The organism is Streptomyces sp. NBC_01261 (assembly GCF_036226385.1).
Lineage (GTDB): Bacteria > Actinomycetota > Actinomycetes > Streptomycetales > Streptomycetaceae > Streptomyces.
The window spans coordinates 7,050,764-7,076,927 of sequence record NZ_CP108463.1; the positions used below are offsets into that span (position 1 = coordinate 7,050,764).

General features: G+C 70.2%; 20 protein-coding genes and 1 pseudogene. 9 read left to right on the top strand and 12 right to left on the bottom strand.

Annotated elements, in window-relative coordinates; genetic code table 11:
• Positions 1–17 precede the first annotated feature (17 nt).
• From OG226_RS31430 to OG226_RS31455, 6 genes and pseudogenes are all read right to left on the bottom strand, one after another.
• The gene (locus OG226_RS31430) at positions 18–1,796 is read right to left on the bottom strand and encodes an IucA/IucC family protein (protein ID WP_329350775.1); all 1,779 of its coding nucleotides are present in this window, start codon (positions 1,794–1,796) and stop codon (positions 18–20) included.
• Positions 1,793–2,353, bottom strand: coding sequence for a GNAT family N-acetyltransferase (locus OG226_RS31435; RefSeq protein ID WP_329350776.1), 561 nt, complete (start codon positions 2,351–2,353; stop codon positions 1,793–1,795). Before OG226_RS31435 ends, OG226_RS31430 begins: the two co-directional genes overlap by 4 nt.
• Positions 2,350–3,633: a lysine N(6)-hydroxylase/L-ornithine N(5)-oxygenase family protein gene (locus OG226_RS31440; protein ID WP_329350778.1), complete on the bottom strand. Its 1,284-nt coding sequence runs from the start codon at positions 3,631–3,633 to the stop codon at positions 2,350–2,352. Before OG226_RS31440 ends, OG226_RS31435 begins: the two co-directional genes overlap by 4 nt.
• Positions 3,617–5,060: pseudogene (gene desA, locus OG226_RS31445) on the bottom strand (lysine decarboxylase DesA). The gene OG226_RS31440 and the pseudogene desA overlap by 17 nt, the downstream one beginning before the upstream one ends.
• A gap of 152 nt (positions 5,061–5,212) precedes the next feature.
• Entirely contained in the window at positions 5,213–6,046 is an 834-nt protein-coding gene (locus tag OG226_RS31450; protein ID WP_329350779.1) for a siderophore-interacting protein, read from the bottom strand.
• A gap of 110 nt (positions 6,047–6,156) precedes the next feature.
• The gene (locus tag OG226_RS31455; protein WP_328683190.1) at positions 6,157–7,206 is read right to left on the bottom strand and encodes an ABC transporter substrate-binding protein; all 1,050 of its coding nucleotides are present in this window, start codon (positions 7,204–7,206) and stop codon (positions 6,157–6,159) included.
• Positions 7,207–7,461: 255 nt separating this feature from the next.
• On the opposite strand from OG226_RS31455, the gene OG226_RS31460 reads away from it, so the two are divergent.
• Positions 7,462–8,625, top strand: coding sequence for a polyprenyl synthetase family protein (locus OG226_RS31460; protein ID WP_329350780.1), 1,164 nt, complete (start codon positions 7,462–7,464; stop codon positions 8,623–8,625).
• On the top strand, positions 8,622–9,278 hold the full coding sequence (locus tag OG226_RS31465; protein WP_329350781.1) for a biliverdin-producing heme oxygenase: 657 nt from the start codon (positions 8,622–8,624) through the stop codon (positions 9,276–9,278). Before OG226_RS31460 ends, OG226_RS31465 begins: the two co-directional genes overlap by 4 nt.
• Here OG226_RS31465 and OG226_RS31470 read toward each other — a convergent pair.
• The 4 genes from OG226_RS31470 to OG226_RS31485 form a co-directional block, all read right to left on the bottom strand.
• Entirely contained in the window at positions 9,268–10,428 is a 1,161-nt protein-coding gene (locus OG226_RS31470; RefSeq protein ID WP_329350783.1) for an acyl-CoA dehydrogenase family protein, read from the bottom strand. The genes OG226_RS31465 and OG226_RS31470 overlap by 11 nt on opposite strands.
• A gap of 6 nt (positions 10,429–10,434) precedes the next feature.
• Positions 10,435–11,373 carry a hydroxymethylglutaryl-CoA lyase gene (locus OG226_RS31475; RefSeq protein WP_329353563.1) on the bottom strand — a complete coding sequence of 313 codons (939 nt, stop codon included), beginning with the start codon at positions 11,371–11,373 and terminating at the stop codon, positions 10,435–10,437.
• 23 nt (positions 11,374–11,396) lie between these two features.
• Positions 11,397–13,400, bottom strand: coding sequence for an acetyl/propionyl/methylcrotonyl-CoA carboxylase subunit alpha (locus tag OG226_RS31480; RefSeq protein WP_329353565.1), 2,004 nt, complete (start codon positions 13,398–13,400; stop codon positions 11,397–11,399).
• An 86-nt stretch (positions 13,401–13,486) separates the two neighbouring features.
• Entirely contained in the window at positions 13,487–15,103 is a 1,617-nt protein-coding gene (locus OG226_RS31485) for a carboxyl transferase domain-containing protein (protein ID WP_328683194.1), read from the bottom strand.
• Positions 15,104–15,209: 106 nt separating this feature from the next.
• Here OG226_RS31485 and OG226_RS31490 point away from each other — a divergent pair, with 106 nt between their 5' ends.
• The 4 genes from OG226_RS31490 to OG226_RS31505 all read left to right on the top strand — a co-directional run bounded on the left by OG226_RS31490 (position 15,210) and on the right by OG226_RS31505 (position 19,075).
• Positions 15,210–15,812: an SACE_7040 family transcriptional regulator gene (locus tag OG226_RS31490; RefSeq protein WP_329350785.1), complete on the top strand. Its 603-nt coding sequence runs from the start codon at positions 15,210–15,212 to the stop codon at positions 15,810–15,812.
• 212 nt (positions 15,813–16,024) lie between these two features.
• Positions 16,025–17,182, top strand: coding sequence for an acyl-CoA dehydrogenase family protein (locus OG226_RS31495; RefSeq protein WP_328683196.1), 1,158 nt, complete (start codon positions 16,025–16,027; stop codon positions 17,180–17,182).
• 35 nt (positions 17,183–17,217) lie between these two features.
• Positions 17,218–18,099, top strand: coding sequence for an acyl-CoA thioesterase (locus OG226_RS31500; protein WP_328683197.1), 882 nt, complete (start codon positions 17,218–17,220; stop codon positions 18,097–18,099).
• Positions 18,100–18,103: 4 nt separating this feature from the next.
• A complete protein-coding gene (locus tag OG226_RS31505; RefSeq protein ID WP_328683198.1) occupies positions 18,104–19,075 on the top strand; it encodes a cation diffusion facilitator family transporter in 972 nt (323 codons plus the stop codon).
• Positions 19,076–19,097: 22 nt separating this feature from the next.
• On the opposite strand, the gene OG226_RS31510 is transcribed toward OG226_RS31505, so the two are convergent.
• Together OG226_RS31510 and OG226_RS31515 are read right to left on the bottom strand one after the other, a co-directional pair.
• Positions 19,098–19,886, bottom strand: a complete 789-nt coding sequence (locus tag OG226_RS31510) for a phosphatase (RefSeq protein ID WP_328683199.1) — start codon at positions 19,884–19,886, stop codon at positions 19,098–19,100.
• 79 nt (positions 19,887–19,965) lie between these two features.
• Positions 19,966–21,813, bottom strand: coding sequence for a PucR family transcriptional regulator ligand-binding domain-containing protein (locus OG226_RS31515; RefSeq protein WP_329350786.1), 1,848 nt, complete (start codon positions 21,811–21,813; stop codon positions 19,966–19,968).
• Between the two features lie 144 nt (positions 21,814–21,957).
• Between OG226_RS31515 and OG226_RS31520 the strand changes: the two genes are divergently transcribed.
• The 3 genes from OG226_RS31520 to OG226_RS31530 all read left to right on the top strand — a co-directional run bounded on the left by OG226_RS31520 (position 21,958) and on the right by OG226_RS31530 (position 26,151).
• Positions 21,958–23,427 (top strand): sodium:solute symporter, encoded by a 1,470-nt coding sequence (locus tag OG226_RS31520; protein ID WP_329350787.1) that lies wholly within the window; start codon positions 21,958–21,960, stop codon positions 23,425–23,427.
• Positions 23,428–23,500: 73 nt separating this feature from the next.
• Positions 23,501–24,469 carry an agmatinase gene (speB, locus tag OG226_RS31525; RefSeq protein ID WP_329350788.1) on the top strand — a complete coding sequence of 323 codons (969 nt, stop codon included), beginning with the start codon at positions 23,501–23,503 and terminating at the stop codon, positions 24,467–24,469.
• Complete coding sequence (locus OG226_RS31530; protein ID WP_329350789.1) at positions 24,466–26,151, top strand: thiamine pyrophosphate-binding protein; 1,686 nt, start codon at positions 24,466–24,468, stop codon at positions 26,149–26,151. Before speB ends, OG226_RS31530 begins: the two co-directional genes overlap by 4 nt.
• Positions 26,152–26,164 lie beyond the last annotated feature (13 nt).

Genomic DNA, 26,164 nt, shown 5'->3' on the forward strand with positions numbered 1-26,164 from the left:
CCCGCCTGCTTGTGGTGTCAGAACCCGGCGATGGGGTTCTTCAGGGTGCCGACGAGCTGGAGCGCGCCGGACGGGTCCGCCAGGTCCACCATCTGCTTGTTGTCGCGCAGTTGGAGACGGTTGAGGCAGGACAGCGAGAACTCGGGCGCGAACATGTCGTACTGCCGGAACTTGTCGGCGAGTTCGGGTGCCGCGTCCTGGTACTCGCGGGTGACCTCCGCGACCGTACGCCAGAAGTCGTCCTCCTCCAGGACGCCCTCGGCGGCCAGGTCGGCGGCGAGGAAGCGGAAGAAGCAGTCGAAGACGTCGGTGAAGATCGAGAGCAGTTTCTTGTCCTCGGGGACCTCGACCCGCAGCCGCTCCACCGTCGGCGGCAGGACTGCGTCCGGGTCCATGACGGCGATCTCCTCGGCGATGTCCTTGTAGATCGCGCGCTCGACGACACCGTCCTTCAGGACGAGGACGACGTTCTCGCCGTGCGGCATGAACACCAGGTCGTAGGCGTAGAAGCTGTGCAGCAGCGGGGTGAAGTACGCCCGCAGGTACCGCCGCAGCCACTCCACCGGGGCCAGTCCCGACCGCTCGATCAGCGCGCCGGCGAAGGACGCGCCCTCGTGGTCCAGGTGCACCAGCGAGGCCATCGTCGCGAGGGACTCGCCGTCCTGGAGCGAGGAGACCGGGCTCTCGCGCCACAGCGCGGCGAGCATCTTGCGGTACGGCGAGTAGCGGTCGGTGGCGGCCTCGTACTCCAGGTGGCGGTAGCCGACGGCCGCCTGCTCGCGGATGATCGACAGGCCGGTGGACTTCAACACCGGGTCGTTGTCGATGAGTTGGGCGAGCCAGTCGTTGATCGCCGGGGTGGCCTCCATGTAGGCGGCCGACAGTCCGCGCATGAAGCCCATGTTGATGACGGACAGGGCCGTCTTCACGTAGTGCTTCTCGGGGTTCGACTTGTTGAAGAAGGTCCGGATGGACTGCTGGGCGAGGTACTCGTCGTCGCCCTCGCCGAGGCACACGAGGTGGCCGCGGGCGATCTCGGCCGCGAAGGTGACGCTGAGCTTGTTCCACCACTGCCAGGGGTGGACGGGGATGAGGAGGTAGTCGTCGGGGTCGAGCCCCCGGTCGACCAGGGTCAGCCCGAACCGCTCGACGGTCCCGGCGCCCAACTCCCGGCGCATGAACGACTCGTACTCGATACCCACGCCCGCGGTGAACGCGGCCCGGGAGCGGTGCGCGGCCAGCCACACCAGGCGGACCGGGCTCGCGGTCTCGGGGGCGTACGAGAGGTACTCGTGGATGCCGAAACCGAGCCGGCCGTTGTTGGCGACGAAGCAGGGGTGGCCCTCGGTCATCCCCGTCTCGATGGCCTGGAAGTCGCTCTTCACCAGCTCGGCGACCGGGATCTGCGGCTTGGTGAGTTTGTAGCAGGTACCGGAGAGGGTGGAGGAGATCTCCTCCAGGTAGACCGGCAGGATCTCCTCGCTCAGCCCGAGCGCCTGCTTCAGCTCGATGAAGAACTCCAGCGCGGCGAGGGGGAGTTCGGCGCCGTCGCGGTGACGGGTGATCGAGTCGGCGTCGACCTGCCAGTGGTCGAGGGCGTGCCGGGTGGCGGTGAACCGGTAGCGGGTCAGACCGTCGTCACTGCGGACGATGTACAAGTCACCGTCCTGCTGGGCCAGTTCGGGGGTGATCAGCCGCTCGTGCGCGAACTCGGCGAGTGCCTTGCGGATGAGGAGGCGGTTGGCCTTCTCCCAGCGCTCGGGGGAGAGATGGGCGACGGCGTCGGCGAGACTCATCCGGACACCGCCGTAGCGGCTGTCGCCCTCAAGAACTGTTCCCGTGTGCAGAAGCTCAACAAGGCTTTCTTCTCCGGCTTTTGGATCTCACGCTCGGGCACGAAGCCGACCGCCTCGTTCAGGGCGTGCACGGCGGTGTTGGACACGTCCGGTTCCACGACGACGCGTTCGACGGCAGGGTCCTCGAAAAGGCGGGCCAGCACGGCGGTGATCACCGCACGGGTGAAGCCGTGCACGGGCGTCTCGGTGGCCGGCGTCAGGAAGTGCATGCCGACGTCACCGGGCAACGGCTCGTACAGGCCGACCAGTTCGCGGTGACGGGGGTCGTAGTACTCCATCAGGAAGACGGGGACCCCGTCCTGGAGCCCGAGCAGCGCGTGCTGGTGCTCGTCGGCCGCGATCTCCATGTACGCGCGCTCGACGTCCTCCAGTTTCGCGTCCCGCATCATCCAGAACGCGGCCTTGGGGTGGGTGAGCCACCGGTGCAGCAACTCGGCGTCCTGGAGCGGGTCGAGGGGGCGGAAGGCGAAGGCGCCTGTGTCGGTGAGGGTGCTCATACGGCGAACTCCTGGAACGCGATGGTCTGTTCGACCGGGTAGTACTCGGTGCCGAGCAGCTCACGGATGATGTACGAGTTGCGGTACGCGCCCATGCCCAGGTCCGGGGATGTGATGCTGTGCGCGTGGACGCCGGCGTTCTGGAGGAAGACGCCCCGGCCCGTGGTGTCGATCGAGTAGTTGCGCGCGATGTCGAAGTTGCCCCGGGAGTCGTAACGCAGCCGCTCGTGGACGGGCTTGAGGAACTCCGGCTCGGCGTACTTGTAGCCGGTGGCGAGGATCAGGCCCTGGGAGCGCAGGGTGTAGTCCTTCTCCTGCTCCTCCTGGCGCAGGCCGAGTTCGTACACACCGTCGCGGTAAGTGGCGCTGTCCAGCGCGGAGTTGGTGAGCAGCCGGGTGGGAACGGGTCCGCCGACCTTCTTCTGGTAGAGCAGGTCGAAGATCTCGTTGACGAGGTCGCCGTCGATGCCCTTGAAGAGGCCCTTCTGCTCGGCCGTGAGGCGGTAGCGGGTCTGCTCCGGCAGGGCATGGAAGTAGTCGATGTACTCCGGGGAGGTCATCTCCAGCGTGAGTTTCGTGTACTCCAGCGGGAAGAAGCGCGGCGAGCGCGTCACCCAGTTCAACTCGTAGCCGTGGACGTCGATCTCGGCGAGGAGGTCGTAGTAGATCTCGGCGGCGGACTGCCCGCTCCCGACCAGCGTGATCGACTCCTTGGTCTGCAACTCCGCTTTGTGGTGCACGTAACGGGAGTTGTGGATGAAGTCCCCGCCCAACCCCGCGACGGCCTCGGGGAGATACGGCGGGGTACCGGTGCCCAGGACCAGATGCCGGGCGCGGAACACGTCACCGGCCTCGGTCCGGACGACGTAGACCTCGCCCTGTTCCTCGTACGTCACCTCGCTCACCGTCGTGCCGAAGCGCACGTTGGTGAGCTTGCCTGCGGCCCAGCGGCAGTAGTCGTCGTACTCGACGCGCAGCGGGTAGAAGTTCTCGCGGATGTAGAAGGGGTACAGACGCCCCTTCTCCTTCAGGTAGTTGAGGAAGGAGTACGGCGAGGTCGGGTCGGCGAGGGTGACCAGGTCCGACATGAACGGGGTCTGGAGGTGGGCGCCGTCGAGGAACATGCCGGCGTGCCACTCGAAGTCGGGCTTCGAGTCCAGGAATACGCCGTCGAGTTCGGCGATGGGCTCGGTGAGGCAGGCGAGGCCGAGGTTGAAGGGTCCGAGCCCGATGCCCACGAAGTCGTGGGTCTTGGTGGCGGGTTCAGGAAGCGCGGTCAAGGGACTCTCCCAGGTACTGCTCGGCGTGGCCGGCGATCAGGTCGAGGACGGCGGCGATGTCGTCGGCCGTCGTCTCGGGGTTGAGCAGGGTGAACTTCAGGTAGTGACGGCCCGCGACCTTGGTGCCCGCGACCACCGCGTCACCGGAGGCGAACAGGGCCTTGCGGGCGTACAGGTTGGCGCGGTCGATCTCGGCCGGGTCGGTGACGGCGGCCGGGATGTAGCGGTAGACGAGGGTGGAGAGCGAGGGCGCGGCCACGACGTCGAAGCGCGGGTCGGCGGCCAGCAGCCTCCACCCCTCCTCGGCCAGGTCGCAGACCTCGTCGAAGAGTTGGCCGATGCCGTCGGCGCCCATCACACGCAGCGTCATCCACAGCTTGAGCGCGTCGAAGCGACGGGTGGTCTGGAGGGACTTGTCGACCTGGTTGGGGATGCGCTCCTGCACCGCGCGGCGCGGGTTGAGGTACTCCGCGTGGTAGGTCGCGTGGCGCAGGGTGTCGGCGTCGCGGACCAGCAGGGCGGACGAACTCACCGGCTGGAAGAAGGACTTGTGGTAGTCGACGGTGACCGAGTCGGCGCGCTCGATGCCGTCGATCCGGCCCCGGTACTTCAGCGAGGCGAGCAGACCGCAGCCGTAGGCCGCGTCGACGTGCATCCACACCCCGAACTGCGCGCACAGGGCGGCGACTTCGGGCAGCGGGTCGATGGAGCCGAAGTCGGTGGTGCCGGCCGTGGCGACCACAGCCATGGGCACCAGCCCGGCGTCCTTGCAGCGCTCCAACTCGCGGGCGAGCACGACCGTTTGCATGCGCTTGTCGGCGCCGACGGGTATCGACACGACGGAGTCCTGCCCGAGGCCGAGCAGTTTCGCCGACTTCTGCACGCTGAAGTGGCTCACCTCGGAGGCGAAGACACGCAGTTTGGCCAGGCTGTCGGTCTTGGCCTCCTCGCGGGCCAGCAGCAGCGCCTGGAGGTTGGACTGGCTGCCGCCGGAGGTGAACACCCCGTCGGCGTGCGGCCCGAGGCCGATCCGCTCGTTCGTCCAGTCGATCAGTTTCCGCTCGATGAGCGTGCCGCCGGCCGACTGGTCCCAGGTGTCCAGGGAGGAGTTGACGGCGGAGAGCACCGCCTCGCCGAGCACGGCCGGGATGACGACCGGGCAGTTGAGGTGGGCGAGGTAGCGGGGGTGGTGGAAGTAGATCGCGTCACGCAGATAGACCTCGTCCAGCTCGTCCAGCACCGCGCCGGTGTCGTGGAGCGGGCGGTCGAGGTCGATCCGGTCGATGAGGGGGGGAGAGGGCGTCGACCGTGACGCCGGTGAACGGTCGTTCGGTGGTGGCGAGTTTGGCCGCCACCCGCTCCACGCCTTCCGTCACGGAGCGGCGGTAGTGCTCCGCAGTCGTGTCATTGAGCAGGTGCGAGCGCATGTGGGGGTCCTCCGGTGGGGAAGTCCGTGCGGGACAGGTGAGCGGCAGGGTTCCGCAACATCAACTTAGGTAAGCCTAACCTAACTTAATGTCCAGGAAACCCGCCGCTCCCGTGACAGCCGTCACTCACGCCCCGGCTGCCCCGCTCACCGTCACCCGGCGTCGCGCAACTGCTCCTCGCTGAGCCCCTGCCGCCAGTACCCGACAAAGGTCACCCGCCGCCGGTCGAACTCACGCTCACCCACGAAGTGCCGCCGCAGCGCCTTCACTTGACCGGCCTCACCCGCGATCCACATGTACGGCCGCTCGGCGGACGGGAGTTGGGCATCCCGAAGGGCGCCGAGGGCCATGGGGGACCCCTCGACGCCCTGGTTCTCCCGCACCAGCCAGGTGACTTCGGCATCGGCATCGGTCGCCAAGTCCTGGATGTCCCCGGCATGTTGGACTTCCAGCCACACCCGAGCACGGGTACCCGCAGGCAGCCCTTCGAGAATCGCCGAAGCGGCCGGTACGGCGGTTTCATCGCCCCACAGGACCACGAGATCGGCATCCTCCGGCGGCCGGAACCGAATCGCCCGATTGTCCGCCACCGCCGGCCCGAGCAGCACGACCCGATCACCGGCGGAGGCACACGACGCCCAACGGGAGGCGGGCCCGGCGGGCTCGTGCAGCACGAAGTCGATATCGATCTCGTCGGGGCGGCGGCGCAGGGCGCGCAGGGTGTACGACCGCATCACCGCCCTTACGTCGTCCGGGAGTTCACGCCAGCCCTGCCACCACCCGTCCCCGAGCTCGTACGGAACAGCGGGCTCCAGCTGACCGGGTCGGGGGAGGAAGAGCGACAGGGACTGATCACACCCGTCGGAGAAGAAGTACGCCAGATCGTCCCCCGCGAAGGTCACCCGGACCAGAGACGGCCCAAGCCGCTCCGTCCGCACGACGTGGAGTGAGAAGAAGCGGAACGGGGCGGCAACGGCCGTAGTCATAGGGGGTGACTCCTGAGTTGGCGTCAGGGATACATACCTAGGGGCGCGGGGAACTGCGCGACCAGCCACACACGGCCCGCAGCTCCCCACAAAACGCAACCACCCCTAAATCAACCGACCTTCTTCGCACTCTCGATGGCCTTCGCGAGATCCTCAAGCAACGGCGCACACTTGTCGTAGGACAGAATCGGCTCAGGGTTACGCGCGATGACCTGCCCCGCCTTGACAGCCGGGAGCTTCTTCCACGTGCCCTCGGTGATGTCCGCAGGCTGAATCGCCGACGTCCGGTTGTCCATCATGATGACGTCCGCCCCGTACTTGTCGACGTTCTCCCAGCTCAGGTTCTCGTACCACCCACCACTCGCCTTGAGCGCGGCGGCGGACGGCTCGACGAAGTTCACGCCGAGGGACTTGAAGTACTCCAGGTCGACGGAGAGGTTCGACCCGGAGACGTAGAAGATGTCCTGGCTCGCGGAACCCACGAGGACCTTGATGTCCGGCTTGGCCTTGGCCGCGGCGCGCAGCCGGGCGGCGGCGTCCTCGAACCGCTTCTTGGCCGCGGTGATGGTGGCCGAACTCGTGTCCGCGCCAAGGGACTTGGCAAGCTCCAGCATCCGCTGCAACGGCGTCGGCAGCTGGACGTCGTACACCGAGATGCCGACGGTCGGCGCGCCCACGGCGAGGATCTTCTTCTTCGACTCCTCCGGGACGTACCAGAGCGTGCCGGCCGAGTCGAACATCGTGGTGATGAGGACGTCGGGGGAGAGGGCCGCGTACTTCTCGATGTTGAACTGGCCCCACTCGTTGCCGATGACGGTGACCTTGCTGATGTCGAGGTCGCCGGCCTGCACGTCGGCCTTGCCGTCCTTCAGCTTGGTCGGCCCGAAGACGCCCTTGGACTCGATGCCGTAGTCGTGCAGCGCGGCGGCGACACCGATGAACGAGACGATGTTCGCCGGGATCCTGTCGGTCTTCGCGGTGGTGCCGCGGTCGTCCTTGAAGGTCCAGGGGCCGGACCTGGCGGCCGTCGTCTCCTTGTCCGAGCCACCGCTTTTCGCGTCGTCGTCGCCGCAGGCCGCGAGCACGGCACCGAGGCCGAGGGCGCCGCCCGCGGCGAGGATGCCGCGGCGGGAGAGGTGAGTGGCACGGGCGTTGGGCATGTGTGACTGCTTTCGAACAGGGCGGAGCGCCCGCCGGACAATTCGAAGGTAGGTTAGCCTAACCTCACTAACTGTCCAGCGGGCGGGGTGATCACCGCCCGGGACCGCACGCGCGCCGCGCCTGTCCTGTGCCGGGCCTATGAGCCCGTGTCCTATGCGATTTGGCTTTCAACCGCCTTGTCTCGTCCGCCCGTTGTGATCACGCTCCTTCTACGGGGATCTGCGCGCTGCTGTTCGGTCGTCTGCGGAGGTGGAGTGGCTACCACGATGGATGTGACGGACGTGGAAGCGGTGGTCCGGAGCGACGCGGCCCTGCTGGAGGACGACCTCGCCGAGTTCCTCGACGCGCTGACCGCCCCGGCGCGGGCGGCGGCGGTCTCCGTCCACGACACGGCCCTGCGCCGCGCCCTGTACGAACCGGTCGCCGACGCCCTCGGCTCGAAGGTGGGCCAGCAGGCGCTGCCCCCCACGGCCGGAGCACCCGGCGGCCGGGCTCCGCTGCGGCCCTCGATGGTGTACTGGGCGTACCGCAACTACCGGGGGTTCCCCGAGGGGGCGGAAGGGTTCTCCGGGAAGGCGGAGAGGTCCCCCGAGAGGGCGGACACCGCTTCCGACCTCGCGGTCATCCGCCGCACGGCAGTTGCCGTAAGGATTCTGCTGAAGGCCGCCGTGGCCCTCGACGACATCCAGGACGACAGCGACGTCCGCTACGGCGAACCCGCCCTCCACACCACCCACGGCACCCCGCTCGCCCTCAACACCGGCGCCTGGCTGATCATGTCCGCGCTCCGGCACGCGGCCGACCCCGCCGTCGTGGACAGCCTGGTGCGCTCGGTCGGCAGCGGCTTCACCGGGCAGGCCGTCGACATGTCCTCGCGTACGGCGCTCACGCGCGCGGAGCTGCTGGCCGCGCCGCGCGCCACACGGGTCGACTTCTGGGAGTCGACGGCCGCGCTCAAGACCGGAACCCTGTTCTGGATGCCGCTCGACGCGGCGGTCGCGGGGCTGCGGGTGGTCGAGGACGACCGGCTCGCACTGGACGGTGCGATGCGCCAACTGGGCCTCGCCAGCCAGCTGTTCAACGACCTGACCGACTTCGTGCCCGAGTTCGGCGGCGCCAACACCCACGAGGACTTCGACGGTCTGGGCAACCGGGTCTTCCTGGAACTCCTCGACGAGGACGGCGGCGTACCGCCCGGTGAGGACTTCAAACCGTACGTTCTCGGTCACCCCCAACTGGAGCGCACGCTCCTCGCGCTCGCCGAGGAGGCCGTGGCCCTCAAGCGTGCCGCGAAGGACGCCGTCCACGGGGTGTGCCGCTCCGAGCGCAGCGCCGCCTACTTCGACGTGACGATCGAACGCAAGGGCCACCTCATCGACCGTCTGCTCGCGACGGTCCGGCAGCGGAGCGGCGAATGACGGACCTGCTGAGCGGACGCCTGAGGAACGGCACCCGCGCCTGGCACCAGGCTCTGGAGAGCACCGGGTTCGCCACCGCGATGCTCGCCGGGACTCTGCCACTCGACCGCTACGTCGGCCAACTCGCCGCCTACCGCGTGGTGTTGTCGGCCCTGGAAGCCGAACTCGCCCGCGCCACCTGCCCGTCCGTCACCTCGGTGTGGTCGCCGGACCTCGTCAAGCTCCCTCTCGTCGAACGCGACCTGCACCACTTCGCCGCCGCCCAGGGCGCCCTCCCCGAACCCGGCCCGGCCGCCGAGGAGTTCGCCGAGGAGATCCGGCGCACCGCCGCGGCCGAACCCCGTGAACTCCTCGGCTTCCTCTACGTGTTGGAGGGCTCCACCCTCGGCGCGATGTTCCTGTGCCGGTACGTCACCGAGGCGTACCGGCTCACGGACGGGAACGGTGCCTCGTACTACGGCAGCGGCGACCGCACCCGCTGGGCGGCCTTCACCGAACGCCTCGACCGCGCGCTCGGCGAACCCGCCGTACAGGAAAAGGTGTTGGCCGCCGCCGAACGGGCCTACCGCCACATCGCCCTGATCTCAGGGGAGTTGTCGGCGGGCCTGGGCGCCCCGACACCTGAGCCCGTTCAGCCGGCTGTCAGCCCGTGAGGCCCAACTCGCGGGCGATCAGCATCCGTTGGACCTCGCTGGTGCCCTCGCCGATCTCCAGGATCTTGGAGTCGCGCCACATGCGGGCCACCGGGTACTCGTTCATGAAGCCGTAGCCGCCGTGCACCTGGGTGGCGTCGCGCGCGTTGTCCACGGCGATGGTCGAGGAGTACAGCTTGGCGAGGGCCGCCTCCTTCTTGAAGGGCTCCCCGGCGACCAGGCGGGAGGCCGCGTCGCGCCAGGACAGCCTGGAGGTGTGGGCCTTCATCTCCATGTCGGCGATCTTGAACTGGATGGCCTGGTTGGCGCCGATCGGCCGCCCGAACGCGTGCCGTTCCTTGGCGTACTTCACCGACTCGTCGACACAGCCCTGGGCGAGACCGGTGGCCAGCGCCGCGATGGCGATGCGGCCCTCGTCGAGAATGCGCAGGAACTGGGCGTAGCCGCGGCCGAGTTCGCCGAGCAGGTTCGCCGCCGGGACCCGGACGTCCGCGAAGGACAGCTCGCGGGTGTCGGAGGCGTTCCAGCCGACCTTCGAGTACGGCGCCGCCACCGTGAAGCCGGGGGTCCCGGACGGCACGATGATCGAGGAGATCAGCGGCTTGCCGTCGGGCTTGCGGCCGGTGACCGCGGTGACCGTCACCAGACCGGTGATGTCCGTACCGGAGTTGGTGATGAAGCACTTGGAACCGTTGATCACCCATTCGTCGGTGTCCGGGTCCAGGCGGGCCGTCGTCCGCGTGGCGCCCGCGTCGGAGCCGCCGTCCGGCTCGGTCAGCCCGAAGGCGCCGAGGATCTCGCCGGAGCACAGCCGGGGCAGCCACTCGGCCTTCTGGGCGTCGGTGCCGAAGAGGTGGATCGGCATCGCGCCGAGCGACACCCCGGCCTCCAACGTGATCGCGACCGACGAGTCGACCCGGGCCAGCTCCTCAAGGACCAGGCCGAGCGCCAGATAGTCGCCGCCCATCCCGCCGTACTCCTCGGGGAACGGCAGCCCGAACAGGCCCATGCGGCCCATCTCGCGGACGATCTCGTACGGGAACTCGTGCCGCTCGTAGAAGTCGCCGATCTTCGGCGCGACGACGTCGTGCGCGAACTCCTCGACCGTACGGCGGAGTTCTTCCAGCTCGGGGGAGAGACGGTGGTCCATGGCGGGTCACTGCTCCTTGTGGGGCTGTGTTGTTTTACCGAGTGCTCGGACGGTGCGGGACGGGCTGGGTCGGCCCAGTTGTTCGGCCATCCACACGCTGGTGGCGGTGAGACGGGCGAGGTCGACTCCGGAGTCGATGCCGAGACCCTGGAGCATCCACACGAGGTCTTCGGTGGCGAGGTTGCCGGTGGCGGACTTGGCGAACGGGCAGCCGCCGAGGCCGCCCGCGGAGGCGTCCACGGTGGTGACGCCGTGCTGGAGGGCGGCCAGGGTGTTGGCGAGGGCCTGGCCGTAGGTGTCGTGGAAGTGGACGCCCAACAGGGTGGTGGGGACGCCCTGTTCATTGAGCGCGGCCAGCAACTCCAGCACATGGCCGGGAGTTGCCACCCCGATCGTGTCGCCGAGGCTCAGCTCGTCGCAGCCCATGTCGACCAACGCCCGGCAGACGCGCGCGACTTGGGCGATGGGGACCGCGCCCTCCCAGGGGTCGCCGAAGCACATGGAGACGTAGCCGCGCACCTGGGCGCCCTCGTCCTTGGCGCGGGCCACCACGGGGGCGAACACGGCCAGCGACTCGTCCACCGTGCGGTTGAGGTTGGCCTTGGCGAAGGACTCGGTGGCGCTGGCGAAGACGGCGACGCGGGTCGCCTTCAGGGCCAGGGCCCGGTCGAGTCCGCGGGCGTTCGGCACCAGGACGGGGAGGTGTACGCCCGGCAGGTCCCGCACGAGCGGGAACAGCTGCTCGGCGTCGGCCAGTTGGGGCACCCACTTGGGGTGGACGAAGCTGGTCGCCTCGATCGTGGTCAGGCCCGCGTCGGCCAGCCGCCGCACGAACTCGGCCTTCACCTCCGTGGGCACGGTCGCCTTCTCGTTCTGCAGTCCGTCCCGCGCGCCCACTTCGTGGATGCGCACCCGGGCGGGCAGATCGGGGGACGGTACGACCATCGGGAGTGTCTCCGGTCCGCGTGTCACTGGTCCTCCTCCACGGGTGTGACGACGGCCAGCACCTGGTCCATGGCGACCGTCGCGCCGGGTGTCACGTCGAGTTCGGCGACGGTGCCGGCGTGCGGCGCGGAGACGACGTGCTCCATCTTCATCGCCTCCACCACCAACAGGCTCTGCCCCGCGGTCACTTGGTCCCCCACGGCGACCTTCACCACGGTCACCGTCCCCGGCATCGGCGCGGTCAGCGAACCGGCACCGGACCGGTCGGCCCCGCTGAGCGACGCGGCCACCGGATCGTGGTCCCGCACCTGCCACGCGTCCCCGTCCCGGCCCAGCCAGGTGCCGTCCGGCAGGGCGGTGAAGGTGTGGACGAGTCCGTCGAGCCGCAGAACGAACCGGCCGTCGGGCCCGGACCGGCCGAACCCGCCGAGCGGCTTCTCGGCGCCGTCCGGCAGGAGTTCGGTCCCGCCCTCGGGCGTGCGGCGTACGCGCACGGTCACCGGGTCGTGGCCCGGCACCTGGAGCGGATGCGCCGTCCAGGCCCGCTCCCCGCCCAGCCGCCAGCCGTCCGTGGCGGCGAACGGGTCGGCCCAGCCGGAGCCCCGCCCGGGCGCGAGCGCCGCGTGCCGCAGCAGCGCCGCCGCCGCGTAGACCTCCACCGGTACCTCGCCGGGCACGAGCCCGTCCGCCTCCCGCTCGACGAGCCCGGTGTCCAACTCGCCCGCCACGACCGCCGGATGGGCCAGCAGGCGCCGCAGGAAACCGGCGTTCGTCGGCACGCCCAGCGTCACCGTGTCCGCGAGGGCCGCCCGGAGCTTCCTGAGCGCGGTCGCGCGGTCGGGGCCGTAGGCGATGACCTTGGAGAGCATCGGGTCGTAGAGACTGCCGACCTCGGTGCCTTCGGAGAGGCCGGAGTCGGTGCGGATGCCGTCGCCCGAGGGTTCGTTCAGTTTCAGGACGGTGCCGCCGGAGGGGAGGAACCCCCGTGCGCCCTCTTTGACGGACACGGTCTCGGCGCAGACGCGGGCCTCGATCGCGTGCCCGGTGAGGGTGATGGCGTCCTGTGCGAAGGGCAGTCGCTCGCCGGCCGCCACCCGCAGCTGCCACTCCACGAGGTCGAGGCCGGTCACCAACTCCGTCACCGGGTGCTCCACTTGGAGGCGGGTGTTCATCTCCATGAAGTAGTACGACGAGGGGTCGCTGCCCGGCACGATGAACTCGACCGTGCCCGCGCCCGCGTACCCGCACGAGCGGGCCGCCTGGACCGCCGCCTCGCCCATCGCCGCGCGCGTGGCCTCGTCCAGGAGAACGCTCGGGGCCTCCTCGACGACCTTCTGGTGGCGGCGCTGCAAGGAGCACTCGCGTTCGCCGAGGTGGACGACGTTGCCGTGGCCGTCGGCCAGGATCTGGATCTCGATGTGGCGGGGGCGGTCGACCCAGCGCTCGACCAGGAGGGTGTCGTCGCCGAAGGAGGCGCGGGCCTCGCGGCGGGCGGCGGCGATCTCCTCCTCCAGGAGGGTGAGGTCGCGGACCAGGCGCATGCCCTTGCCGCCACCTCCGGCCGACGGCTTGAGGAGGACGGGGGCGCCCAACTCATGCGCCGCCTTGGTCAGTTCGGGGTCGCGTCCGCCGGGGACGACCGGGACCCCGGCCGCCTCCACCGTCTCCTTGGCGCGGATCTTGTCCCCCATGAGGGCGATCGCGTCCGCCGGGGGACCGATGAAGACCAGCCCGGCGTCGGCGCACGCGCGCGCGAAGGCCGCGTTCTCGGCGAGGAAGCCGTAGCCCGGGTGCACGGCCTGCGCGCCGGAGCGGGCCGCCGCCTCCAGGAGCCGCTCCACCGACAGGTAGCTCTCGGCGGCCGGTGCCGGGCCGAGCCGTACCGCCGTGTCGGCCTCGCGGACGTGTCGGGCGTCCGCGTCGGCGTCGGAGAAGACGGCAACCGAGCGCACGCCGAGGGAGCGCAGGGTGCGGATGACGCGGACCGCGATCTCGCCCCGGTTGGCGACAAGGACCGTCTTGAACATCACGGGGACCTCGGGCGTATCGGGATTCACGGGGACCTCGGGCGTCTCGGGATTCTCGAATGTGTCGACCATCTCGGGCACCCTCATCACATCCGGAAGACGCCGAACTGGGGGTCTCCCAGCGGCGCGTTGGCACAGGCGGTCAGGGCGAGTCCCAGCACCTGGCGGGTCTCCGTCGGGTCGATGACCCCGTCGTCCCAGAGCCGGGCGGTGGCGTAGTAGGCGTTGCCCTGGCGCTCGTACTGCTGCCGGATCGGGTCCTTGAAGGCGTCCTCGTCCTCGGTCGGCCAGGACTCCCCGCGCCCCTCCAACTGGTCCCGCTTCACGGTCGCGAGGACCGACGCGGCCTGCTCGCCGCCCATCACGGAGATCTTGGCGCCGGGCCACATCCACAGGAAGCGGGGGGAGTACGCCCGGCCGCACATCGAGTAGTTGCCCGCGCCGTACGAGCCGCCGACGACAACCGTCAGCTTGGGCACGCGCGCGCAGGCGACGGCGGTGACCATCTTGGCGCCGTGTTTGGCGATGCCGCCCGCCTCGTAGTCCTTGCCGACCATGAACCCCGAGATGTTCTGGAGGAACACCAGGGGGATGCCGCGCTGGTCGCACAGCTCGATGAAGTGGGCGCCCTTCTGGGCGGACTCGGAGAACAGGATGCCGTTGTTGGCGACGATGCCGACGGGGTGGCCGTGAACGCGGGCGAAGCCGGTGACCAGGGTCTGCCCGAACTCGGCCTTGAACTCGGCGAACCGGGAGCCGTCGACCACGCGCGCGATGATCTCCCGTACGTCGTAGGGGGTACGGGAGTCGACGGGGACGGCGCCGTAGATCCCGTACGGGTCGACCTTCGGCTCCACCGACTCGGTGACCTCCCAGGGGAGGGCTCCGCGCGCGGGGAGTGTGGCGGCGATGGTGCGGACGATCCGCAGCGCGTGCGCGTCGTCCTCCGCGAGGTGGTCGGTGACGCCCGACACGCGTGCGTGGACGTCGCCGCCGCCCAGCTCCTCGGCGGTGACGACCTCGCCGGTGGCGGCCTTCACGAGGGGCGGGCCGCCCAGGAAGATCGTGCCCTGATTCCGGACGATGACGGCCTCGTCGCTCATGGCGGGGACGTAGGCGCCGCCGGCGGTACAGGACCCGAGCACGGCAGCGATCTGCGGAATCCCGGCCCCCGACATCCGGGCCTGGTTGTAGAAGATCCGCCCGAAGTGGTCCCGGTCCGGGAACACCTCGTCCTGCATGGGCAGGAACGCGCCCCCGGAGTCGACGAGGTAGATACAGGGGAGGCGGTTTTCGAGGGCGATCTCCTGGGCGCGCAGATGCTTCTTCACGGTCATCGGGTAGTACGTGCCGCCCTTGACCGTGGCGTCGTTCGCGACGATCACGCACTCACGGCCGCTGACCCGGCCGATGCCGGCGATGACACCGGCGGCCGGGGCGGCTCCGTCGTACATCCCGTCGGCGGCGAGGGGAGCCAGCTCCAGGAAGGGTGAGCCCGGGTCGAGCAGTGTGTCGACGCGGTCGCGGGGGAGCAGCTTGCCGCGCGCGGTGTGCCGGTCCCGGGCCCGCTCACCGCCGCCGAGCCGGGCCGCGGCGAGCTTCTGCCGCAGCTCCTCGCCCAGCGCGCGGTGCGCCGCCTCGTTGGCCCGCCATGCCTCCGACGCGGGATCGGCCGCGCTCGTCAGCTCCGGTGCCTCTTGCATTCCGTGGGTCCCCTCGCACAGCGATCGGCCGCTCTCGACTGTTAATGAGCGTTAACCATTTCCTTCAGGTTAACGACCGCTAACCTCCCTGTCTAGAATTGCTTCCATGACCACGAGAACCGACGCCCCCACCCGTCGCGAGCAGATCCTCAAGGAGGCCGCGCGGCTCTTCGCCGAGCGGGGTTTCCACGGCGTCGGGGTCGACGAGATAGGCGCGGCCGTCGGCATCAGCGGGCCCGGCCTGTACCGCCACTTCCCCGGCAAGGACGCGATGCTCGCCGAGCTCCTGGTCGGCATCAGCGGCCAGCTGCTCACGGGCGCGAAGCGCCGCCTGGCGGAGGCGGAGGGCGTGACCTCCGCGGAGCCGCTCCTCGACTCCCTCATCGAGGGCCACATCGACTTCGCCCTCGACGACCGCCCCCTGATCACCCTCCACGACCGCGAGCTGGACCGCCTCCGGGACACGGACCGCAAGCTGGTGCGTCAACTCCAGCGCCAGTACGTCGAGTTGTGGGTCGAGGTCGTACGAGAGGTGTTCCCGGACCTGGCCGAACCCAGCGCACGGTCGGCGGTGCACTCGGTGTTCGGGCTGCTGAACTCGACTCCGCATCTGGGGAGGCCGGGGTCGCTGCCGGGGCGGGGGGCTACGGCGGAGTTGCTGCATCGGATGGCGAAGGGGGCGTTGGGGGCGGCGGCATTGGGGGAGTGAGGGGGGTGGGGTCCGGGGCGGAGTCCCGTGTCGGGGGCGCTCGGCCTACCGAGTCGGGCGGGTGGGTGGGCGAAGAGCGGGTGGGTGAGTGGAGCGACGGCGTGACGAGCGTTACGTACTCGTTCCGCTGGACGCTCCTCCTACTCGCCGGTACCGTGAGGTTCTGAGCAAGCGCTTAGAAATGGACCCTGGGCTAGCTGGAGGTGGCGGCGGTGCGCCGTACGGTGTTTGACGAGGACCACGAGGCGTTCCGGGAGACCCTGCGCGCCTTCATCGAGGCCGAGGTCGTCCCGGTCTACGACGAGTGGTTCGCCGCCGGCCAGGCGCCGCGCGAGTTCTACTACAAGCTCGCCGAGCTCGGCGTCTTCGGCATCCGCGTGGACGAGGAGTACGGCGGCGCGGGCATCGACTCGTACAAGTTCGAGGCCGTCCTCTACGAGGAGACCGCGCGCGCGGGTGTCTCCTTCGGCGGCTCCGGTGTGCACGTGCTGCTCGGCCTGCCCTACATCAAGCTGCTCGCCAACGACGAGCAGAAGAAGAAGTTCCTGCCGAAGTTCGTCTCCGGCGAGGAGATGTGGGCCATCGCGATGACCGAGCCGGGCACCGGCTCCGACCTCGCGGGCATGAAGACCACCGCCAAGCTCTCCGAGGACGGCACGCACTACGTCCTCAACGGCGCCAAGACCTTCATCACCGGCGGTGTGCACGCCGACCGCATGATCGTCTGCGCCCGCACCTCCCCGTCCACCAAGGAGGACCGCCGTCACGGCATCTCCCTCTTCGTGGTGGACACCAAGGCCGAGGGCTACTCGGTCGGCCGCAAGCTCGACAAGCTCGGCCTGAAGACCTCCGACACCGCCGAGCTGGCGTTCGTCGACGTGAAGGTCCCGGCCGAGGACCTCCTCGGCGAGGAGAACAAGGGCTTCTCCTACCTCGGCCACAACCTCGCCTCCGAGCGCTGGGGCATCGCCTTCGGCGCGTACGCGCAGGCCAAGGCCGCCGTCCGGTTCGCGAAGCAGTACGTCCAGGAGCGCGTGGTCTTCGGTCAGCCCGTCGCCGCGTTCCAGAACACCAAGTTCGAACTGGCCGCCTGCCAGGCCGAGGTGGACGCCGCCGAGGCCGTCGTCGACCGCGCGACCGAGGCCCTGGACGCCGGCGAGCTGACCCCCGCCGAGGCGGCCAGCGCCAAGCTGTTCACCACCGAGGTCGCCCACCGCGTGATCGACCGCTGCCTCCAACTGCACGGCGGCTACGGCTTCATGAACGAGTACCCGATCGCCCGCCTGTACGCGGACAACCGCGTCAACCGCATCTACGGCGGCACCAGCGAGATCATGAAGACGATCATCGCGAAGGACATGGGCCTGTAAGGTCCCCGAAATTACCGGCCCGTAGAAAAGGTGCCATGAGCAAGGCACTTCAGGGACTCCTCGATCTGCTCGACCTTGAGCAGATCGAGGAGAACATCTTCCGCGGCCAGTCCCAGTCCGCCGTCGTCCCCCGCGTCTTCGGCGGACAGGTGGCCGCCCAGGCGCTGGTCGCCGCCGGCCGGACGGTCTCCGCGGACCGTCTCGCCCACTCCCTCCACGCGTACTTCCTGCGCCCCGGCGACCCCGGCGCGCCCATCGTCTACACCGTCGAGCGCATGAACGACGGCCGCTCCTTCACCGCGCGCCGCGTCGTCGCGGTCCAGCACGGCCAGCCGATCTTCGCCCTCTCCGCGTCCTTCCAGCGCCACGAGGACGGCCTCGAACACCAGGCCCCCATGCCGTCCGCCCCCGACCCGGCCACCCTGCCCACCTCGCAGGACCGGCTGCGCGGCTACGACCACATCGCCCCCGAGGTCGTGGAGAGGTTCATCGAGGCCCGCGAGGCCATCGACCTGCGCTACGTCGAGGAGCCGCCGTACGGCAGGTTCGGCGCACCGCGCGAACCGCACTCGCAGGTGTGGTTCCGCACCAACGGCAAGCTGGACGGCCCCGTCGACGAACCCCTGCTCCACGTAGTACTCGCGACCTACGTCTCCGACATGACCCTCCTGGACTCCGTCCTCCTCGCGCACGGCCGCGGCGGCTGGGCCGTAGGGGATGTCGTAGGGGCCTCCCTCGACCACGCGATGTGGTTCCACCGGCCGTTCCGCGCGGACGAGTGGCTGCTCTACGACCAGGAGTCGCCGTCGGCGTCCGGCGGGCGGGGGCTCGGGCAGGCGCGGATCTACACGCGGGACGGTCAACTGGCCATCTCCGTCATTCAGGAGGGCGTGGTCCGGGTTCCTCGGGAACACTGAGGGCATGGCAGATACAGAGGAAGGTGACGGCGGCGGCGAGTCCACCGTCACGGTGATCGTCGCGGCCGTGGCCAACCTGGGGATCGCGCTGGCCAAGGCGGTCGCCGGCGTCATCAGCGGCTCCAGCGCGATGCTGTCCGAGGCCGCGCACTCGGTCGCCGACACCGTCACCGAACTCCTCCTCCTCACCGCCCTCAAACGCAGCAGCAAGCCCGCCGACGAGGAACACCCCCTCGGCTACGGCCCCGAGCGCTACATCTGGGCGATGCTCGCCGCCGTCGCCACCTTCGTCGGCGGCGCGGTCTTCTCGATCTACGACGGCATCCACACCCTCGTCGCCGGCGAGGACCTCGGCGACCCGCTGATCTCGTACATCGTGCTCGGCGTCGCCTTCCTCCTGGAGGGCTACTCCCTGCGGACGGGCGTACGCCAGGCGCGCGGCGAGGCGGCCCGTTTCGACGCCAGCTTCAAGCGCTACCTCCGCTACACCCCCGACACCGCCGTCAAGGCCGTGGTCCTTGAGGACTCCGCCGCTTTGGTCGGCCTGGTCCTCGCGGCCGGCGGCCTGCTCGGCGGCCAGCTCACGGGCTCAGGGGTGTGGGACGGCATCGCCTCGCTGTGCATCGGCGCCCTGCTGCTCTGCGTCGCCTGGGTGCTGGGCCGCTCCAACGCGGAACTCCTCATCGGCCGGCCTCTCCCCAAGGCCATGCGGGACCGTATCCGGGAGGAGCTGCTCGGGGTCGAACACATCGAAGCCGTACTGGAGTTGACGACCCTCGTGCAGGGCCCGCGCGAGGCACTGGTGGCCGCGAAGATCGACTTCCGGGACCGGTCGAGCGCCGCGCAGATCGAGTGGGCCTGCGAACAGGCCGAGCAGCGGCTGCGGGAGGCGTTCCCGTCGGTGAACCGGGTCTATCTGGACCCGACACCGGGGTACGCGCAGCGCCGGGCGGAGGGGCTCAACCCCTGGCCGTGACAGGGGAGTTGAGTCCCGCCCCTCAGCTGAGTCCCGCCTCCGCGAGCAGATAGGCCGTCATCGGGTCGTAGTACCTGGGGCTGACGACGTGGTCGTCGAGGGGGACCGTCACCTGGACGGTTCCCTCGGACTCGGCGAGGAAGAGCGCGGGGTCGTTCGAGTCGGCGTACCCCACGGAGTCGACCCCGTGCCGCCCCGCGTACCCCGCCCAGCCGTGGTCGGCGACGACCAGGTCCGGCAGCGGGCGGCCCTCGCGCTCCAGGGCGGTGAGGATCGCCTTCATCGGCTCACCGGAGTGCGTGTGCCACAGCGTCGCGCCGTGCTCCAGGACGGCCACGTCCGCGAACTGCATGACGTATCCCTCCTCCGTCTGCAGCCCCTCCGGGATCACGACGATCTCGCAGCCGGCCGTGCGCAGGGCGGCGGCCGTGGCGTGGTGCACGTCCAGCAGGCCACCCGGGTGACCGGTCGCGAAGAGCACCCGCTGCCGCCCGTCGGCCGCCTTGCGCAACCGCGCCGCCAGCCGGTCGAGCCCCTCGACCGTCAGCTCCGGGTCGATGGTGTCCTGGCCGTAGCGGTACTCGGGATCGTCGTTCACACCCACCCGCTCCGCCATCACCGCGAGCACGTCCTGCTCGTCGGTCCAACGGCTGCCGAGCTCCAGGCCGAACCAGTAGTGACGGTCGCCGTTCGCGAGCTTGCGGTAGTGCGAGAGGTTGTTCTCGCGGGGCGTGGCTACGTCGCCCGCGATACGGGTCTTCACGAGGTGATCGACGAGCTCGGCGCGGCTGGGGGTCCCGGGTATCGGCATGCCTCCCATTGTGAAGCAGAGCGCTGTGCGCGTGCCCGACGTCCCGCACGCTGGGATGTGGATCACTCACACGTGCCCTTCACAGGTGGCGCAGGCCGAACCACAGCTCCATCCGTACGTCCGGATCGTCCAGGTCCGTCTCCAGCAGCGCCGCGCACCGGGCGATCCGCTGCCGCACGGTGTTGCGGTGCACGGCCAGGGCGACCGCCGTACGGTCCCAACTCCCGTGCAACGAGAGCCAGGTGCGCAGGGTGTCGGTGAGCGCGGGGTGGGCGGCGAGCGGGGCGAGAAGGGTACGGGCGTGCGCCTCGGCCTCGCCGTGGGGGAGCAGCTCGGCGAGACCGGCGCGGCCGGCGGAACCGTGCCGGACCAGCGGGGTGCGGGTCGCCCGGGCGCGGGCCAGGGCGCGGGACGCCTGGGTGTCGGCGGCGGGCCACGCCTCGGGAGTGACGGCGGCGCTGACCCCTAGGGTCCAGCCGGGTTGCGGGGCGGGTTCGCGATCCGCGGGGACCAGTACCCGTACTACGTCCGGCGCCAGGTCGAGCAGCGTGGAACCGAGGGCGGCGGCCAGCGCGGACGCGGCGACGGGGTCGGGGGTGGGCGTGTGTGCGGTGGCCGTCCCGGCGTCGGGCGCCGCGTGCACGACGACCCACCGGTCCCCGCCGAGCAGCGACGCGACGTCCTCCGGCGGGGCGCCCAGCAGCAGCCGTACGAGCGCCGACGAACGGTCCGCTCCCGTGCGGCTCTGGTGCTCGCCGGTGAGGAGGGAGAGGAGTACGGCGGCGACGGAGGCGATGGTGTGGTCGCCGGGGGCGCGCTGCGGGGCGGCGACACCCAGGACGAAACCCTGACCGGTACCCAGGGCGTACGTGGCGAGATGGGCGCCGGGGACGGTGTCGGTGGCGGAGGTGGGGGTGGGGGCGGGGCGGTTCGGGGGTGCGCTGTCGGTGGAGGCGAAGGTGGGGGACGTAGGGGATGAGACGGGGGACGTAGGGGATGCGGTGGGGGATGCGATGCGAGCGGCCGGGGGCCGGACCACCCGTGCCAGCTCCGCCAAGGCCTCCCGCACCTCCGCGCCGCTCGCCTGCGCGCCGGCCGCTCCTGCTCCGTGTCCAGCCTGTGCGCCGGCCGCTCCTGCTTCGCGTCCCGCCTCCGCTCCCGTCGAGCCTGCTTCGCGTTCCGACTCCGCTCCCGTCGAGGCCGCCCTGCGTCCCGCCTCCGCTCCCGTCGAGGCCGCCCTGCGTCCCGCCTCCGACCCCGTCGAGGCCGCCCTGCGGCCCGCCTCCGGCCCCGTCGCTCCGACTGCCCGCCCCGCCGCCGCGATCTCCGTGCCGTCCGGCCCGAACAACACCGCGCGCCCGCTGACCCGTTGGGCGAGCTGCCGTAGCACCGAAGGGACCGGATCCGGGCGGGAGGCCGCTGCGGCGAGGCTCTGCTGGGCCTCGGTGACGCGGCGGAGTTCGGCGAGGCGGGCCTGCGCCATCAGCTGCCAGACTGCGCGGGCCACGCGGGAGAACGGGGTGGGCGGCGGGACCTCCAGGAGCGGGAGGTCGTAGTGGTCGCAGGCCGCGACCAGGGCCCGCGGCACGGTGTCGTGGACCGGTGCGACGCCGAAGCCGAGGGCCACGCCGCCCGCCTCGACGATCCGGGCGACGTAGTCGTCGAAGTACTCCCCCAGTTCCGGCTTCGCTCGACCGGGGGGACCCCCATCCGAGCCGGCCGCGTCCGGGATGTGGACGCCCGCGGTGAGGAGCAGCTCGCCGCCCAGCAGGTACGGATACGGGTCCGGCATCTCCGACGTGTGCGCCCAGTGGATCGCGATGTCGGGGTCGGACGGTCCGGCGATCTGCCGCAGCCCCAGGTCCTCGCGGGCCAGGAGGGCGGAGAGGAGCACGGGTGGTGTGGGCGGAACCGTGAGGTCCGGCATGGTGGACGTTTCCTCCATCGCCTGGGGCTCGGATGGATGAAACGTACACTTCGCAGCCGCTTTCCGGCCACCTAGGGTCAGTCGCGACGCAAGCCACCCCGAGACCCCGGGACGACCCCGAGAGCGCGCGAAGGAGGCCCCCACATGGCCGTCGACTACACCGTCATCGTCGTCTACCTGGCCGGCATGCTGGCCATGGGCTGGTGGGGCATGCGCCGCGCCAAGTCCAAGAGCGACTTCCTGGTCGCGGGCCGCCGCCTGGGCCCCGTCATGTACTCCGGCACCATGGCCGCGATCGTCCTGGGCGGCGCGTCCACCATCGGCGGAGTCGGTCTCGGCTATCAGTACGGTCTGTCCGGCGCCTGGATGGTCTTCACCATCGGCCTCGGCCTGCTCGCCCTCTCCGTCTTCTTCTCCGCCCGCATCGCCCGCCTCAAGGTGTACACGGTGTCGGAGATGCTCGATCTCAGGTACGGCGGTCGCGCGGGGCTCATCTCCGGCATCGTCATGTGGGCGTACACCTTGATGCTGGCGGTCACCTCGACCATCGCCTACGCCACGATCTTCGACGTCCTCTTCGACATGAACCGCACCCTCGCGATCGTCCTCGGCGGCTCGATCGTCGTCGCGTACTCGACGCTCGGCGGCATGTGGTCGATCACGCTGACGGACATGGTGCAGTTCGTGGTGAAGACGATCGGCGTGCTGCTCCTGCTGCTGCCCATCGCGGTCGTCAAGGCCGGCGGCTTCGGCGAGATGAAGGCGAAGCTGCCCACCGGGTACTTCGACCCGCTGGGCATCGGCGGCGAGACGATCTTCACCTACGTCCTGATCTACACGTTCGGCATGCTCATCGGCCAGGACATCTGGCAGCGCGTGTTCACGGCGGGCAGCGACAGGACCGCCAGGTGGGGCGGCACGGTCGCGGGCACCTACTGCCTCGTCTACGCCGTCGCGGGCGCCGTCATCGGCACGGCGGCCAAGGTCCTCTACCCGAACCTCGGCAGCCCGGACGACGCCTTCGCGACCATCGTCAAGGACGAACTCCCGGTCGGCGTAAGGGGGTTGGTCCTCGCCGCCGCCCTGGCCGCCGTGATGTCGACGTCGTCGGGCGCGCTGATCGCCTGCGCCACGGTCGCCAACAACGACATCTGGTCGCGGCTGCGGGGAGCGGTCAAGGACCGGGACGACGAGGGCGGCCACGACGAGGTGCGGGGCAACAGGGTCTTCATCCTCATCATGGGCATCGGCGTGATCGGCACGGCGATCGCGCTCAACAACGTCGTGGAGGCGCTGACGGTCGCCTACAACCTCCTCGTCGGCGGCCTCCTCGTCCCCATCCTCGGCGGCCTGCTGTGGAAGCGCGGCACCGCACAGGGCGCGCTCGCCTCCGTGATCGTCGGCGGCCTCGCGGTCGTCGGCCTGATGGCGACCTACGGCATCCTCGCCAACGAGCCCGTGTACTACGGCCTGTTGCTGTCTCTGGCCGCCTACTTCACGGTGTCCCTGGCGACGCCGGCGACCGACGCGGCCGTACTCGCCGCGTGGCGGGACCGGCTCGCGGGGCGCGGTGCGCCAGAACGCGCGTCCGAACCGGTCGCCGCCCACCAGTAAAGTCGTAGCCAGGCGTACAAAACCGCAGGAAAAATACCATACGCGACGAAGCGTAGGAAAGAAGGCAGTGCCCATGACCAGCAACGAGACGCCCCGCGGTCCGGTCGACTCCTCCCGCACCCCGCGGTACGCCGGACCCGCGACCTACGCCCGGCTGCCGCGCCTGGACGAGGTCGGTACCGCCGATGTCGCCGTGGTCGGGATGCCCTTCGACGCCGGTGTCTCGTACCGGCCGGGCGCGCGCTTCGGCGGCAACGCGATCCGCGAGGCGTCCCGGCTGCTGCGGCCGTACAACCCGGCGCAGGACGCGTCCCCGTTCGCCCTCGCGCAGGTCGCGGACGCCGGTGACATCGCGGCGAACCCGTTCAACATCAACGAGGCCGTCGAGACCATCGAGGCGGCGGCGGACGAACTCCTGCACACCGGGGCGCGGTTGATGACCCTGGGCGGCGACCACACGATCGCGCTCCCGCTGCTGCGCTCGGTGGCGAAGAAGCACGGCCCGGTGGCGCTGCTGCACTTCGACGCCCATCTCGACACCTGGGACACGTACTTCGGGGCCGAGTACACGCACGGGACGCCGTTCCGCAGGGCGGTCGAGGAGGGCATCCTCGACACGGAGGCGCTCTCGCACGTCGGAATCCGCGGTCCGCTGTACGGCAAGCAGGACCTCAAGGACGACGAGAAGATGGGCTTCGGCATCGTCACGTCGGCGGACGTCTACCGCCGGGGCGCCGACGAGGTCGCCGACCAGCTGCGCCAGCGCATCGGCGACCGGCCCCTCTACATCTCCATCGACATCGACTGCCTCGACCCGGCCCACGCGCCCGGCACCGGCACGCCCGAGGCCGGCGGCCTGACCTCCCGCGAACTTCTGGAGATCCTGCGCGGCCTGGCATCCTGCAACCTGGTGTCGGCGGACGTCGTCGAGGTGGCACCGGCGTACGACCACGCCGAGATCACGTCGGTGGCCGCGTCGCACACCGCGTACGACCTGATCACGATCATGTCCCGTCAGATTGCCGAGGCTCGTTCGAAGTGACCCACGACCACGACCTGGAACTCCGCCCGACGGCGGCTCAGACGGAGGCCGCGCTGAATCCTCCCCCCGGCCGCAACGGCGGTGACCTGGTCGTGGAGACCCTCGCGGGCCTCGGCGCGACGACGGTGTTCGGCCTGCCGGGCCAGCACGCGCTCGGCATGTTCGACGCGCTGCGCCGTTCCGACCTCCGGTACATCGGCCTACGGGTGGAGAACAACGCCGGGTTCGCGGCGGACGCCTACGGTCGCATCACGGGCGAGGCGGCACCGCTGCTGCTGTCGACGGGGCCCGGCGCGCTGACGTCACTGGCGGCGCTGCAGGAGGCGCGGTCGGCCTCGGCCCCTGTCCTGGCGATCAGCAGCCAGATCCCGACGGCGGGTCTGGGCGGCGGCAGGCACGGGTATCTGCATGAACTGCCCGACCAGTCGGCCTCGTTCAGGGGCGTGGTGAAGTCGGTCCACACCGTCCGTGCGCAGTCGCAGATCCCGTCCGCGATCGCGGAGGCATGGAAGTCGGCGCTCACGGCTCCGCACGGCCCGGTGTGGGTGGAGATCCCCCAGGACGTGCTGCTGGCTCCGACCCTCCTCCCGGTGGTGACGGCGGTGGACGCGACACCGGAGGACGTCCTGCCACGCCCCGAACTGACCGCCGTAGCAGCCGACTTGCTGTCGCGCGCGGCCCGCCCCGCGATCATCGCGGGAGGCGGAGTGGTCCGTTCGGACGCGTCGAAGAAGCTGCGGCAACTCGCGGAGAAACTCCGGGCGCCGGTGGTGACGACGCCGGGTGGCAAGGGGGCGTTCCCCTGGACGCACCCGCTGTCCCTGCAGTCCTGGCTGGAGGACCGTCACACGACGGACTTCCTGGAGGACGCGGACGTAGTCCTGGTGGTGGGCTCGGGCCTGGGCGAACTCTCCTCGAACTACCACACGTTCAAACCGCGAGGTCGTGTCATCCAGATCGAGGCGGACCTCGGCAAACTGGAGTCGAACCACCCGGCGTTGGGCATCCACGCGGACGCGTGGCACGGCTTGCAGGCGCTGTTGGAGACGGTGGCGGAGCGGGCGGATCCGACGGCGGAGGGGCGGGTGGCCGAGCTGCTCGACCGCGTGCGGGAGCGTATCGACGCGCAGGAACTGACCCTGGAACAGGGCGTGTTGGAGTCCGTCCGCAGGGCCCTGCCGGCCAACTCCCCGTCCTTCTGGGACATGACGATCCTCGCCTACTGGGCCTGGTCGGCCTTCGACGCGAAGGGCCCCAACCAGCTCCACTCCGCCCAGGGCGCGGGGGGCCTCGGCTACGGCTTCCCGGCGGCCCTCGGCGCGGCGGCCGCGGACCCGACGCGTCCGGTGCTGGCGGTGTCGGGGGACGGCGGCGCGCTGTACTCCATCGCGGAGTTGGCCACGGCCAAGCAGTACGACCTGAACGTCACCTGGCTCATCGTCGACGACGGCGGCTACGGCATCCTCCGCGAGTACATGACGGACACGTTCGGGGAGGCTACGGCGACTGAACTGACCCGGCCGGATTATGTGGCGCTGGCGGAGTCGTTCGGGGTGACGGGGGTGCGCACTTCGCCGGAGACGCTGGAGTCGGACCTGGCGAAGGCGTTGGGGGAGCCGGGGCCCTCCGTGGTCGTACTCCCTGCCGTGCTGCGGATGTTCGCGGCTACGCACTTGGGGTGACGGGACCCTCCCC

Bases quoted from the DNA above. Each gene is read 5' to 3' on its own strand.
- OG226_RS31490 (WP_329350785.1), top strand. From the start codon at position 15,210: ATGACCACGAGAACCGACGCCCCCACCCGTCGCGAGCAGATCCTCAAG.
- OG226_RS31510 (WP_328683199.1), bottom strand. From the start codon at position 19,886: ATGCCGATACCCGGGACCCCCAGCCGCGCCGAGCTCGTCGATCACCTC.
- OG226_RS31515 (WP_329350786.1), bottom strand. From the start codon at position 21,813: ATGCCGGACCTCACGGTTCCGCCCACACCACCCGTGCTCCTCTCCGCC.
- OG226_RS31520 (WP_329350787.1), top strand. From the start codon at position 21,958: ATGGCCGTCGACTACACCGTCATCGTCGTCTACCTGGCCGGCATGCTG.
- OG226_RS31465 (WP_329350781.1), top strand. From the start codon at position 8,622: ATGACGGACCTGCTGAGCGGACGCCTGAGGAACGGCACCCGCGCCTGG.
- OG226_RS31455 (WP_328683190.1), bottom strand. From the start codon at position 7,206: ATGCCCAACGCCCGTGCCACTCACCTCTCCCGCCGCGGCATCCTCGCC.
- OG226_RS31480 (WP_329353565.1), bottom strand. From the start codon at position 13,400: ATGTTCAAGACGGTCCTTGTCGCCAACCGGGGCGAGATCGCGGTCCGC.
- OG226_RS31485 (WP_328683194.1), bottom strand. From the start codon at position 15,103: ATGCAAGAGGCACCGGAGCTGACGAGCGCGGCCGATCCCGCGTCGGAG.
- OG226_RS31475 (WP_329353563.1), bottom strand. From the start codon at position 11,373: ATGGTCGTACCGTCCCCCGATCTGCCCGCCCGGGTGCGCATCCACGAA.
- OG226_RS31500 (WP_328683197.1), top strand. From the start codon at position 17,218: ATGAGCAAGGCACTTCAGGGACTCCTCGATCTGCTCGACCTTGAGCAG.
- OG226_RS31505 (WP_328683198.1), top strand. From the start codon at position 18,104: ATGGCAGATACAGAGGAAGGTGACGGCGGCGGCGAGTCCACCGTCACG.
- OG226_RS31430 (WP_329350775.1), bottom strand. From the start codon at position 1,796: ATGAGTCTCGCCGACGCCGTCGCCCATCTCTCCCCCGAGCGCTGGGAG.
- OG226_RS31470 (WP_329350783.1), bottom strand. From the start codon at position 10,428: ATGGACCACCGTCTCTCCCCCGAGCTGGAAGAACTCCGCCGTACGGTC.
- OG226_RS31450 (WP_329350779.1), bottom strand. From the start codon at position 6,046: ATGACTACGGCCGTTGCCGCCCCGTTCCGCTTCTTCTCACTCCACGTC.
- OG226_RS31435 (WP_329350776.1), bottom strand. From the start codon at position 2,353: ATGAGCACCCTCACCGACACAGGCGCCTTCGCCTTCCGCCCCCTCGAC.
- speB (WP_329350788.1), top strand. From the start codon at position 23,501: ATGACCAGCAACGAGACGCCCCGCGGTCCGGTCGACTCCTCCCGCACC.